This is a genomic window from Yoonia sp. (assembly GCF_965660735.1).
Lineage (GTDB): Bacteria > Pseudomonadota > Alphaproteobacteria > Rhodobacterales > Rhodobacteraceae > Yoonia.
Window position 1 is genome coordinate 47844 of sequence record NZ_CBFIBD010000006.1, and the last position, 12217, is coordinate 60060.

Sequence of the window (12217 nt, forward strand, 5' to 3'; positions counted from 1 at the left end):
CTACGGCACCAATATATTTGCCAGCGCCCCCGCCATCACCTTTGCGCTGTCGATCATGTCATCGACGCCTATAAATTCGTCCGGTTTATGCGCCAGTTCCAATATTCCCGGCCCGTAGGCGATGCAGTTCTTCAGCTTGCCGATCCGGTCGATGTGTTTCTGGTCGTAGGTGCCGGGCGATGCGACGAATTGCGCGGGTGTGCCCAGGACAGCCGCGATCTGATCGGCGATCACCTGCACCACCGGCGCGTTCCGGTCGGTCATGCTGGGCAGAACCACGTTGATGTCGCGCAGGGCATAGTCGAATTTGGCGCGGCTGGCCTTCAGCCTCTCTAGCAGGTCTTTCACCTCGCTGCGCACATCGTCGATGTTTTCTTCGACCAGAAACCGTCGGTCGATCACGATCCGACAGCTGTCCGGCACACAATGCGCGGGCAGGCCGGTGTAGTCGTCGGCCGGTTCGGGCTGGCCGCCGTGGATGGCGTTTATGTTCATTGTGGATGATCGCGCGCCCTCGGGCACCACGGGCATGGCGGTCGTGCGGGCCGCCAGGGCCGGATAAAGCGTGGTTTCAAACGTGCTCAGCACCGCCCCCATGTGCCGCACCGCGCAATCACCCAGAAACGGCATGGACCCGTGGGCGATTTCACCGAAGGTTTCGATTTCCGCCCACCAGCCGCCGCGATGGCCAAGGCAGACGCGATCCTTGTTCAGCGGTTCGGGGATGATGACGTGCTGCACGCGGGCGGGATCAAAGTAACCCTGTTCCGCCAGATATGCGACGCCGCCATAGCCGCCGGATTCTTCATCTGCCGTGCCGGATATCTCGATTGCACCGGCAAAATCGGGATGCGTTGCAATAAACGCCTCGGCGGCGATGATGGATGTGGCCAGCCCCCCTTTCATGTCGCAGGCACCGCGACCATAGATTCTGCCGTCGATCAAAGCACCGCCAAAGGGGTCCACCGTCCAGCCCGTGCCTAACGCGACCACATCGATATGGCTGTTGAAGTGGACACAATCGCCAGCCAGTCCGCCGTCGCGACGGGCCACGATATTCCAGCGCGGATAGCGGTCGCTGTCCCCGGGCGTGTCATGGGCGCGGATCAGTTCGGTCTGAAAACCCGCGCCGCGCAGCCGCCGGTCCAGATATTCGCAAATCTCGCGGTAATTCTCTCCCGGTGGGTTCAGCGTGGGAATACGTATCAGATCCTGGGTCAGCGCGATCAGGTCATCGCGCCGGTCGGTAATGGCGTGGGTCAGGGCGGTGGTCATGCCCCGATTATTGGACAACGAACGCATCGACACAATCGCCAATTCATGTCTCAAGTGTTTCGACTTTCACTTGAGACAGCACACATCACGTTTGACCGTCAGGGAGAGGTAGCGAATTGTGATTCAAGTTAAAATCGAAACACGATAAGACAGCGCAGGCAAGTCAGGGACAGAACATGGCGTATCTTTTGGGCGTGGACACGGGCGGCACCTATACCGACGCGATTGTGCTGGATGAAGCCACCGATCAGGTGATTGCCAAGGCCAAGGCGCTGACATCGCGGCCCGAACTGGCGATAGGCGTGGGCGAAGCGATTGATCGGGCCGTCGCGCAGGCCGGTGTCGCGCCTGCCGATATTGCGATGGTGTCGCTGTCCACAACGCTGGCCACCAACGCGCTGGTCGAAGGGCAGGGCGGGCGCATCGCGCTGGTGTTCATCGGTTTTGCCTCCGCTGAACTGGGCCGTGCGGGGCTGGAGGATGCCTTGCGCGGCGATCCTGTCATCACGTTGGCTGGCGGACACGGCCATGCGGGCAACGAGGTAGCGCCGTTTGATCCGGTGGCGCTGCGCACAGCACTTGACGGGCTGGATGCGGGTATCACCGGCTTTGCCGTTGCTGCCAGCTTTGCCACCCGCAACCCCGCGCATGAACTTGCGGCCCGTGATCTGATCCGCGATCTGACGGGCAAGCCCGTGACCTGTTCGCATGAACTGTCGTCGGCGCTGGGCGGGCCGAAACGGGCGCTGACTGCGGTGCTGAACGCGCGGTTGATCGGGATGATCGACGGGCTAATTACAGCGTGCGAACGTCATCTGGCCGCCATCGGGATTGATGCCCGCCTGATGGTCGTGCGCGGTGACGGGGCGCTGGTGTCGGCGGCAGTTGCCCGCGAGAAACCGATCGAGACGATTTTAAGCGGCCCTGCGGCATCCAGTGCGGGCGCGCGATGGCTGACAGGCGAGACGGATGCTCTGGTCAGTGATATCGGCGGAACGACAACCGATGTGTGCCTTTTGCGCGACGGTCGCCCGATGATTGATGTGCAGGGCGCGCGCGTCGGCCCGCACCGCACCATGGTCGAGGCGGTGGCGATGCGCACGACCGGCCTTGGTGGGGATAGTGCCGTGCATGTGGTCGAAGGGTTGGATGGTGGCTTGCACCTTGGCCCGCGTCGGCTGATGCCGATTTCGCTCGCTGCAATGAAATTCCCAAAGCTGGTGCATGACGCGCTTGATCGTGCGTTGGCGCAGGACATGCCTGCGCTGGACAGTGGGCAATTCGTGATCCCGCAATGGGATGCACCGCCCGAAGGTCTGGAAAAACGCGAGGCCGTAATCGTCGCGCGTCTGGCGGATGGGCCGCTGCGGCTGGGCCATGCCGTGCAATCGCGAACAGAAAACCCAGCGCTGGCGCGGCTGATCGGGCGCGGGTTTGTGATGGTTTCGGGGGTGACGCCTTCGGATGCCGCACATGTGCTGGGCCGGGTGGATGCATGGGACAGTGACGCGGCAACCAAGGCGCTGACGCTTTTTGCCCGCAGGCGGATCGGATCGGGGCGGCGGATCGCCGACGGACCTGCCGCGCTGGCGCAGATGATCGTGGATCAACTGACCGCGCAGACGGTGGATTGTCTGCTGCAAGCCGCCTTTGCCGAGGACAGCCGCGATTGGGATGATCCTGCTGCGATGGCCCGTCACCCGCTGACCATGGCAGGGCTGGACGGGCATCACGGGCTTTTGCAGATGCGCACCGTGGTGGGTGTGCCGGTGATCGGGTTGGGCGCGTCGGCGCGTGCGTATTACGGCCCTGTGGGCGACAGGCTTGGCACGCGGATGATCGTGCCGGACCATGCCGATGTGGCCAATGCGATTGGCGCGGTCGTGGGGCAGGTCGCGATGCAGGCCAGCGGGGTTGTCACCAGTGCCGGTGCGGGCGTTTTTGTGGTGCATCTGGCGGATGGGCCACAACGCTTTGCCGACCGGGATGCGGCGATGACGGCGCTAGAGCAGGCCCTTTCGGAAGATGCGCGCACCCGCGCGCGCGCCGCCGGGGTCGAGGACATGCGTCTGACGACCGTCCGCGACATTGACGAGGTGGCGATCGAAGGCCAGCCGATGTTCATCGAGGCGCGCATCAGGGTCACCGCACAGGGCCGCCCGCGCATCGCGCTTGGCTAGGGTCATTATGTCAGTTGTCGCAGGATGCTCACTTTCCCGTCACCTGGATTGCGCGCCCGTGCCGCATGGGCCAAAAGACGTCAAACGTTGAAAGCCTGACATGTTAGACCGCTACGCCCGCCAGTTGATCGACCCGCCTTTGAATGCCTTTGGCATCCGACTGGCCGCGCGCGGGTTCAGCGCAGATGGTGTCACGCTGATCGGGCTGGCGCTGGGATTGTGCGCCGCTTTGCTGATTGCGCTGGGCCTGGCCGGCTTGGCGCTGATCCCGCTGTTGGCCAGCCGCCTTGCCGATGGGCTGGACGGGGCGGTGGCGCGGGCCACGCGCAAGACGGATTTCGGCGGCTATCTGGATATCGCGGCGGATTTCCTTTTCTACGGCGCGATCCCCATGGCGTTCGTCTGGGCCGATCCGGCGGCCAACGGCACGGCCGGGGCGTTTCTGCTCGCGTCGTTCTATTTCAACGGCACCAGCTTTCTGGGCTATGCGATTTTAGCCGAAAAGCATGGGCACCGGACCGATGCGCAGGGGCAGAAATCGCTTTATTATTCCAACGGGATTCTGGAAGGGACAGAGACGATCGTGTTCTTTGTTCTCCTTTGCCTGTTTGAAACTTATTTTGCGCCGCTTGCGTGGATTTTCGGAACGCTGTGCTTTGTCACTGCCACGCTGCGGATTATCGCTGCCAAACAGATATACACTAACTGAAGGATCACCCATATGAAACATCTTGCCGTTCTGGCCGCCTTGCTGGCCCCCTTGCCTGCGCTGGCCAACCCGGATCCCGCCAGTTGGGATGCCGTCGTGGAAGAGGCCGTGGGCCAGACCGTTTACTGGAACGCCTGGGGCGGGTCCACGACCACCAATGATTTCATTGCCTGGGTTGGTGAACAGGTGGCGGCGGAATACGATGTCACGCTGGAACACGTCAAACTGACCGACACTGCCGATGCCGTCACCCGCGTGCTGTCCGAAAAGCAGGCAGGCGAGGACGACGACGGCGCGATCGATATGATCTGGATCAACGGCGCCAATTTCGCGGCGATGAAGGATGCCGACCTGCTGTTTGGCCCCTATGCCGAACAACTGCCGAACTGGGCGCTGGTGGATGTGGAAGGCAAGACCGTGCAGACCGATTTCACCGTGCCGGTTGAAGGTTTCGAATCCCCCTGGGCGATGGCGCAGGTCGTGTTCATACACGATACCGCCGATCTGGCAGAACCGCTAGGTGACATGAACGCCATTCTGGAATGGTCCACTGCCAATCCGGGGCGTTTCACCTATCCGCAGCCGCCCGATTTTCTGGGCACAACATTCCTGAAACAGGCGCTGGTCGATCTGCTGGATGATCCGTCGGTGCTGGCGCAGCCTGCGACGGATGAGAGTTACGCCGCCGTCACCGCGCCGCTGTGGGATTACCTTGATGCGCTGACGCCGACCTTGTGGCGGCAGGGCCGCGCCTATCCCGCGACCGGCCCCGCGCAGTTGCAACTGATCGCCGATGGCGAGGTTGATCTGGCGATTTCCTTTAGCCCCGGCGAGGCGACAGCGGCGATTGCCAACAACCAGCTGCCCGACACCGTGCGCACTTTCGTGCTGGACAAGGGCACCATCGGCAACGCGTCATTCGTGGCGATCCCCTACAACTCCGGCTCCAAGGCGGGTGCGATGGTTGTCGCCAATTTCCTGATGTCGCCAGTGGCGCAGGCCCGCGCGCAAGACCCTGAAATCCTTGGCTACGGCACCGTGCTGGATATGGCGGCGCTGACCCCCGAGGATCGTGCGGTGTTCGATGCGCTGGAACTGGGGATTGCCACGCTGTCGCCTGCTGAACTGGGCACCGTGCAGGCAGAGCCGCACCCAAGCTGGATGACCCGGATCGCCGACGACTGGATGACCCGTTACGGTGTTGCGCAGTAAGGCGTGACACGCTCGGCGCGCATCTGGCGTTTGCCACCTGCCTTGCCGGTCCTGACATTGCTTGCGATGTTGGGGCCGGTCGTTGCGGGGTTGTGGGGCACACTGCTGCCTTCCTTCGGGCATCTGCCAGCGGCAGGGCTGACCGGCCCGTCGCTTGACCCGTTTCGTGATCTGTTCGCATGGGCGGGCTTGCCGCGCGCGGTGCTGCTTTCGCTGACGACCGGGATACTGGCAACGCTGATTTCACTGTCCATCGTCGTGTTGATCACCGCAGGCTGGTCGGGTACGCGACCCTTTCGCGCGCTTGAAAGACTGTTGTCACCGCTTTTGTCGGTGCCACATGCCGCCGCCGCCTTTGGGCTGGCATTTCTGATTGCGCCCTCGGGCTGGATCGCGCGGGTGCTGTCGCCGGCGGTGACCGGCTGGTACAGGCCCCCCGATTTGCTGATCGTGCAGGACACATGGGGTCTGGCCATGACCGCCGGACTGGTGGTGAAAGAGGTGCCATTCCTGCTGTTGATCACCCTTGCCGCACTGGGGCAGACGGATGCACGCCGCAGCGTGACCATCGCGCAGGCCCTGGGCTATGGGCGGCTGACCGGGTGGCTGAAAACCGTCTTTCCCCGCGTCTATGCACAGATCAGACCACCGGTTTACGTTGTGCTGGCTTATGCCATGTCGGTCGTCGATGTCGCCGTGATCCTTGGGCCGAACACGCCACCGCCGCTATCGGTGCAGATCGTGAAATGGATGTCGGACCCCGACCTTGCCATGCGGCTGAAGGCGGCGTCCGGTGCGTTATTGCAGTTGGCGCTGGTGATTGGCGCACTGGTGTTCTGGCGATTGGGGGAAATCCTGGTGGCCCGGCTGGGTCGTCGCTGGATTGCGACAGGTGCGCGGGGGCGTTGTGATGGCGTGGTCGCGGGCGCGGCACTGGGCCTTGGGGCGGTGTCGGCGCTGGCGGTCTTGCTGGGGCTGGCGGTGCTGGCGGTCTGGTCAGTGGCAGGGTTCTGGAGCTTTCCTGAAATGCTGCCTGACCAATTCACATGGCGAAACTGGCTGCGCCACGGCCCCGGCACGCTGGATGCGCTGGGCGAAACCGCGTTGATCGCGGTGACGGTTGCCTTTGCCGCAATGTTTCTGACCATCGGCTGTCTTGAGGCGGAATACCGCTATGGCCTGCGGATCAGCCGGCGGGGGATCTGGTTGCTATACTTGCCGCTGCTTATTCCGCAGACGGCCTTTTTGCCGGGGTTGCAGACGCTTTTGCTGAACATGGGTGCTGATATCGGGCGTGGGCCGGTGATGCTGGCGCATCTGGTGTTCGTGCTGCCTTATGTTTTTTTGTCGCTCGCGGACCCGTTTCGCGCGTGGGATGCGCGCATGGGCACGATTGCTGCGGCCCTGGGGGCCAGTCCCAGCGCAGTTTTGTGGCGCGTGCGGCTGCCGATGCTGCTGCGCCCGGTGCTGACGGCGCTGGCGGTGGGTGTGGCGGTGTCGGTCGGGCAATACCTGCCGACGTTGCTGATTGGCGGGGGGCGCGTCGCGACCCTGACGACCGAAGCGGTGGCGCTGGCATCGGGCGGTGACCGGCGGGCCATCGGGGTTTACGGGTTGATGCAGACAGGCACGGCACTGGTGCCGTTCGCGCTGGCGCTGCTGATCCCCGCGCTGGTCTGGCGCAACAGGAAAGGGCTGCGGTATGGATAGGGGGCTGATCCTGCGGGACGTGACGATCACCAAGGGTGCAACGCCCCTGTTGACGGTCGATCACCATATCCGGCCAGGCAAGGTGCTGACGGTCATGGGGCCGTCGGGCGTGGGCAAATCCACGCTGCTGGCGTTCATCACCGGCACGCTGGCACTGGATTTCGCGGCCACCGGCACGGTCTGGCTGGATGGGCACGACATCACCCATGCCGCCCCGCACAAGCGGCGCGTGGGTATCCTGTTTCAGGATGATCTGCTGTTTCCGCATCTGTCGGTCGGGGCCAACCTTGGCTTTGGCCTGCGTCCGGGTGGCACCGCTGCCGGCAGGCAGGCAAAAGTGCAAGAGGCACTGGAAGAAGTTGGTCTTGCCGGTTTCGGCGACCGCGACCCCGCCACATTGTCGGGCGGGCAAAAGGCGCGGGTCGCGCTGATGCGTATGCTGCTGTCAGAGCCTTGCGCGCTGCTGCTGGACGAGCCGTTTTCCCGGCTGGATGCCACCCGCCGCGCAAAAGTGCGCGATATGGTGTTCGACCGCGCCAGATCCCGCGCCCTGCCGGTGCTGATGGTGACGCACGACGCCGACGATGCGCAGGCCGCAGGCGGTGCGATAATGACGCTGGGGGACTAGCGGGGCGCTAGCTGTTCCATCCCTTCCGTCTTGGCACCCGGACCGCCAGCATCGGTTTAATCAATGGGGATGCGAAGCGGTCCAGATCAAGCGCTTCGTGGACACCGGTCACGACCTCTCCGTTCAGTTGGGTTTGCACCGCAGACCGCGAATAGAACGGCGCATCCAACATGTTCAGCACCTGTTTTGGGATTACGCCGGGGTCGGCGCGGGTTTCGCGGCGCACTTGCCACAAAGACCGTTTGAAGGGCGTGCGCGGTGGCGCGTCAACGATGCGTGCAGTGCCATCCGCGTCAAAGGCCACGGCAGTGTCCATCGTCGTGCCGTCGCGGCGGGTCGCGTCATAGATGCACGTCGCGCCCGCCTTGGTCGGATAGCGGCCCCACGTCCAGAAACTGAAATCTTGTTCCAGCGCACGGGTGCCGAAATTTGCGTCGAAATACCCGTGGCCTGACCATTGCCATCCCGGTGCTTCCAACGCGACGGTAATGTCCGATGTTGGGGCAAATGGCCGCCAGACGTGCGCGCCATCAGATGTCAGGGCCAGTTCGACCGATGTGACCGCGCGGGGGGTCACTGTGATTTGCCCGCGCACCCGCGAAATGACCGGCGGGCCGCTTATTTCATCAATGTCGATGACCAGTCTGTCGCCCGTCCAATGCATCGACGATGGACCGACTTGTAGTGTGTTTGTGTCTGTTTTCAGCGCGGCGCGCCCCCGGTCTGTCATGGTGAAACGCCCGCCGGGGCCATAGGTGGCGACGTTGATACAACAGTGATTGGCCGGGTCACGCCGCCCGGACCATGCATACCATGGTGAAAACACCGACCCGATAAATCCGATCACGCTGACCGCTTTGGTCCCGCAATCGCTGATCCCGTCGACATACCACCATGCGTAACCGTTGGGTGGAACGTCGAGTGCAAAGCATGGTCCGTCATGATCGCCGCGGCCGCATGCCGGGCGGAGAGTGTCGCCATCGGCACCCCCGCCCCCGCACAGGTAAAGCCCCGGCACTGTCGTGCGCGCTGTTGGGCGCTTGAATGCCGCCATCATCCCATGTGGGCTGCGCCCGTAAAGCGAACCGCTGCTGGCCGGAAACAGCTGGTCGAATCCCTGCGGCGTCGTCAGCGCATCTGGCCCTGGTTCCGGGCTGAATCGCAGTCCGAATTGGCGGAACCGGTCGAAAATCAGTGTCTGACATTGGGCTTTTTCCTTTTCGGGATCGTGCAGCACCGGCGGCGCGTTCATAATAATTTCGAACCGTTGCTGTGCATCGGCGGCAACCGTGCCGTGATCCTGGGCGCAAAGATAAAGCGTGGCATCCTGTGGCATCCGGCCCTTGGCGATCGCTGCGAATTCCGCCTTGGGATCATGTCCGAAAAACACCGTGTGATGCGCCAGTTGCGGCCCTGTGGGAGTTGCTGAAAAGGCATGCACATAGGCCGACAGGCTGCGCGGTTCAGTGGCGCTGGGCGGCAGCGTGTCGCGCAGACCATCGCCCAGCAAACCTGTTTGCAGGGCGCGCGGATCGCCGTTGAAAACCACTGTATCGCCGGCAATATGCCCGCCGGGGGTTTCCACACCGGTGATCTGCCCGCCCTGCCGGGTAATGCGTGTTGCGGTCGTGCCATACCGAAATTCGGCCCCCCGATCCGCTGCCAGCCCCGCGATGACCTGCGCCAGCCGGTGCATCCCGCCTTTCACGGTCCAGACGCCCTGCGCCTCGGCCTGCCAGATCAGCGAAAGGATCGCCGGGGATGCATAGGGTGATCCGCCCACATAGGTGGCGTAACGCCCGAACAGTTGCGCCAGTCGCGGATCACCAAAGGATTGGCGCAGCAGCCCTGCAAGGCTGCGATGCGGGGCCATGTCGCGGATCAGGGCCGGGCGACGCAATACGGTGCGCGTGACCGCGCTGTTGTCGGGTTCGGGCGTCTGCATCATGGGTTGGTCAAAGGCATCGAACAGCCGTTTGGCACGGGCGGAAAAAGCGGCAAACTCCGCGCCGGCCCTGGCCCCAAAGGTGGCGGTGACATTGGCAAGGCTTGCCGCCGGGTCTGCCATCAGGTCCAGAGTTGCGCCGTCATCCCAATAATGCCGCGCCAATGTTGCAAGGGGTGTCAGCGTCAGGTGATCGTCCAGGACCGCGCCCACATCGGCAAACAGCGCGTCAAACACCGGGCGCATCGTCAGCACGGTAGGCCCCGCATCGACCGGCCCTGCGGCGGATGGCACAGTGCGTATCTTGCCGCCCGGCGCGCCATGCATTTCCAGCACAGTGACAGCGCACCCCTGATCGGCCAGCCGCAGCGCAGTCGCAAGCCCGCCGATCCCGGCACCGATGATGATCACGTGAGGAGTTTTTTGCGTCATCCGATCTTTTCAACCAAGCTGTCTCTTTGAATTTACATTGACACATGTAAACTAAAATGGACACTATGGAATGCAAAGGAGACGCGCATGAAAATTTCCGATCGCATCGCGGACACCATGACAGCGGCCATTCAGCAAGGGCAGGGCGGTGTTGCGCCGTCCCGGCTTGCGGCTGCTCTGGAATATGCCGTGACGCCGGGTGGTGCGCGTATCAGGCCGACCATCCTGATGTCGGTTGCCATGGCCTGCGGCGATGACCGGCCCGATCTGACCAATGCGGCCGCCGTCGCGCTGGAGGTGATCCACTGCGCCAGCCTTGTGCATGACGACCTGCCGTGTTTCGATGATGCTGACCTGCGGCGGGGCAAACCCGCGGTGCATCGCGCGTTTTCCGAACCGCTGGCGGTGCTGACGGGTGACAGTCTGATCATCATGGGGTTTCAGTTATTGGCTCACGCCGGTGCCACTGCGCCAGCGCGCGCACTGTGCCTGATCGACATACTTGGTAAACGAACGGGCATGCCCTTTGGCATCTGCGCCGGTCAGGGTTGGGAAAGCGAAGATACGATTGATCTGTCGGCCTATCACCAGGCCAAGACCGGCGCGCTGTTTATTGCGGCCACGCAAATGGGCGCTGTTGCCGCCGGGCAGGACGCCGAACCATGGGAAGAACTGGGTGCGCGACTGGGCGAGGCATTTCAGGTTGCCGACGACCTGCGCGATGCGCTGTGCGATGTCGAGGAACTGGGCAAACCCGCCGGGCAGGACGATCTGCACGGGCGCCCCAATGCTGTGACCTCATTAGGTGTGCAGGGGGCGATCAGGCGGTTTGATGACATTCTCGGCGGGGCGATTTCGTCGATCCCGGCCTGTCCGGGAGAGGCAGCGCTGGCGCAGATGGTGCGGGCCTATGCAGACAAATTGGTGCCCGCCGGTGCCCGCGTGAAGCCGACGGTTCCGGGTGAATAATGGCCGATGTGGATCTGCCCGGGTTGCGGCCCGTGCGCGGGCCTGACGCGGGGCGCGCATCATCATGGTTGGTCCGGCTTGCCGCTTCGCGTGGTTTTCAGCGTTGGGCGGCGCGGTTCCCCCTGACACGGCGCATTGTCCGCACCGAAGGTGACGCGATGTTCGACCTTGTCGCGGGGTTTTGCCATTCGCAGATCCTGCAGGCGCTGGTCAAACTTGACGTGCCGCAGATGCTCTTGCAACGGGAGATGACGCTGGATGCGCTGGCTGGTGCCTGTCAGGTTCCACCTGCGCGGATGCAGGTGCTGCTGTCCGGTGCGATTGCCATCGGCTTGGTCAAACAGCGCCGCGGCGGGGGTTATGCGCTGACGACACGCGGTGCCGCGCTGGCCGGTGTGCCGGGGTTGGCGGGGATGATCGCGCATCACGATGTGCTGTATCGGGATCTGGCGGATCCTGTGGCGTTTTTTCGCGGTGAAACCCAGACTGAACTGGCCGATTTCTGGCCCTATGTCTTTGGTGCAGGTGGTGCAACCGATCCTGCGGTGACAGCGACATATTCACAACTTATGGCCGATAGTCAGGTGCTGGTGGCCGATGACACGTTGGCGGCGGTGGACCTGCGCGGTGCCGTGCGGCTGATGGACGTGGGCGGCGGCACAGGGGCCTTTTTGCAGGCGGTTGGCGCCGCTTATCCTGACCTGTCGCTGACACTGTTCGATCTGCCTGTGGTCGTGCCCGCCGCAAGTGACCGATTCGTGCAGGCCAATATGGCAGGCAGGGTTGCAATCGTGCCCGGATCGTTTCGCGATGATCCACTTCCGCAGGGGGCGGATGTCATCAGTCTTATCCGGGTTCTTTACGATCACGCTGATGATACGGTTTTGGCGCTGCTGCGCGCCGTGCATGATGCGCTCCCGCCCGGCGGACGCGTCCTGATATCCGAACCGATGACCGGCGGGCGGCATCCGCACCGCGCGGGGGATGCCTATTTCGCACTGTATTGCATGGCAATGCGCACCGGGCGCGCGCGCTCTCACGTCGAGATCGCAGCGCTGCTGCGGCAGGCCGGATTCGCACAGATCAGGCAAATGGGCAGCTTGCGGCCTTTCGTAACATCAGTTTTGCAAGGTGTCAGGTCAAGTTGACACCTAAAA

General features: G+C 63.3%; 9 protein-coding genes and 1 pseudogene. 7 read left to right on the forward strand and 3 right to left on the reverse strand.

The genetic code is table 11. The features are described from left to right. Positions 1 to 1275, reverse strand: coding sequence for an acetylornithine deacetylase/succinyl-diaminopimelate desuccinylase family protein (locus ACTG4B_RS04520; RefSeq protein WP_439154494.1), 1275 nt, complete (start codon positions 1273 to 1275; stop codon positions 1 to 3). A gap of 176 nt (positions 1276 to 1451) precedes the next feature. Here ACTG4B_RS04520 and ACTG4B_RS04525 point away from each other — a divergent pair, with 176 nt between their 5' ends. The 5 genes from ACTG4B_RS04525 to ACTG4B_RS04545 all read left to right on the forward strand — a co-directional run bounded on the left by ACTG4B_RS04525 (position 1452) and on the right by ACTG4B_RS04545 (position 7714). Continuing rightward, positions 1452 to 3455, forward strand: coding sequence for a hydantoinase/oxoprolinase N-terminal domain-containing protein (locus ACTG4B_RS04525; protein WP_439154495.1), 2004 nt, complete (start codon positions 1452 to 1454; stop codon positions 3453 to 3455). A gap of 100 nt (positions 3456 to 3555) precedes the next feature. After that, positions 3556 to 4164, forward strand: a complete 609-nt coding sequence (locus tag ACTG4B_RS04530) for a CDP-alcohol phosphatidyltransferase family protein (protein ID WP_439154496.1) — start codon at positions 3556 to 3558, stop codon at positions 4162 to 4164. 12 nt (positions 4165 to 4176) lie between these two features. Beyond that, on the forward strand, positions 4177 to 5376 hold the full coding sequence (locus ACTG4B_RS04535) for an ABC transporter substrate-binding protein (protein ID WP_439154497.1): 1200 nt from the start codon (positions 4177 to 4179) through the stop codon (positions 5374 to 5376). 66 nt (positions 5377 to 5442) lie between these two features. Further along, the gene (locus ACTG4B_RS04540; protein WP_439154534.1) at positions 5443 to 7086 is read left to right on the forward strand and encodes an ABC transporter permease; all 1644 of its coding nucleotides are present in this window, start codon (positions 5443 to 5445) and stop codon (positions 7084 to 7086) included. Further along, positions 7079 to 7714 carry an ATP-binding cassette domain-containing protein gene (locus ACTG4B_RS04545; protein ID WP_439154498.1) on the forward strand — a complete coding sequence of 212 codons (636 nt, stop codon included), beginning with the start codon at positions 7079 to 7081 and terminating at the stop codon, positions 7712 to 7714. The genes ACTG4B_RS04540 and ACTG4B_RS04545 overlap by 8 nt, the downstream gene beginning before the upstream one ends. A 7-nt stretch (positions 7715 to 7721) precedes the next feature. On the opposite strand, the gene crtC is transcribed toward ACTG4B_RS04545, so the two are convergent. Then, the gene (gene crtC, locus ACTG4B_RS04550) at positions 7722 to 8591 is read right to left on the reverse strand and encodes a carotenoid 1,2-hydratase (protein WP_439154535.1); all 870 of its coding nucleotides are present in this window, start codon (positions 8589 to 8591) and stop codon (positions 7722 to 7724) included. 132 nt (positions 8592 to 8723) lie between these two features. After that, a pseudogene (crtD, locus tag ACTG4B_RS04555) lies at positions 8724 to 10091 on the reverse strand (1-hydroxycarotenoid 3,4-desaturase CrtD); the annotation flags it as partial. Positions 10092 to 10178: 87 nt separating this feature from the next. Here crtD and ACTG4B_RS04560 point away from each other — a divergent pair. Together ACTG4B_RS04560 and ACTG4B_RS04565 are read left to right on the forward strand one after the other, a co-directional pair. After that, positions 10179 to 11060 (forward strand): polyprenyl synthetase family protein, encoded by an 882-nt coding sequence (locus tag ACTG4B_RS04560; RefSeq protein ID WP_439154499.1) that lies wholly within the window; start codon positions 10179 to 10181, stop codon positions 11058 to 11060. After that, on the forward strand, positions 11060 to 12208 hold the full coding sequence (locus ACTG4B_RS04565) for a methyltransferase (protein WP_439154500.1): 1149 nt from the start codon (positions 11060 to 11062) through the stop codon (positions 12206 to 12208). The genes ACTG4B_RS04560 and ACTG4B_RS04565 overlap by 1 nt, the downstream gene beginning before the upstream one ends. The last annotated feature ends 9 nt before the right edge of the window (positions 12209 to 12217 follow it).

Bases quoted from the DNA above. Each gene is read 5' to 3' on its own strand.
- ACTG4B_RS04520 (WP_439154494.1), bottom strand. From the start codon at position 1,275: ATGACCACCGCCCTGACCCACGCCATTACCGACCGGCGCGATGACCTG.
- ACTG4B_RS04525 (WP_439154495.1), top strand. From the start codon at position 1,452: ATGGCGTATCTTTTGGGCGTGGACACGGGCGGCACCTATACCGACGCG.
- ACTG4B_RS04530 (WP_439154496.1), top strand. From the start codon at position 3,556: ATGTTAGACCGCTACGCCCGCCAGTTGATCGACCCGCCTTTGAATGCC.
- ACTG4B_RS04535 (WP_439154497.1), top strand. From the start codon at position 4,177: ATGAAACATCTTGCCGTTCTGGCCGCCTTGCTGGCCCCCTTGCCTGCG.
- ACTG4B_RS04540 (WP_439154534.1), top strand. From the start codon at position 5,443: ATGTTGGGGCCGGTCGTTGCGGGGTTGTGGGGCACACTGCTGCCTTCC.
- ACTG4B_RS04545 (WP_439154498.1), top strand. From the start codon at position 7,079: ATGGATAGGGGGCTGATCCTGCGGGACGTGACGATCACCAAGGGTGCA.
- ACTG4B_RS04560 (WP_439154499.1), top strand. From the start codon at position 10,179: ATGAAAATTTCCGATCGCATCGCGGACACCATGACAGCGGCCATTCAG.
- ACTG4B_RS04565 (WP_439154500.1), top strand. From the start codon at position 11,060: ATGGCCGATGTGGATCTGCCCGGGTTGCGGCCCGTGCGCGGGCCTGAC.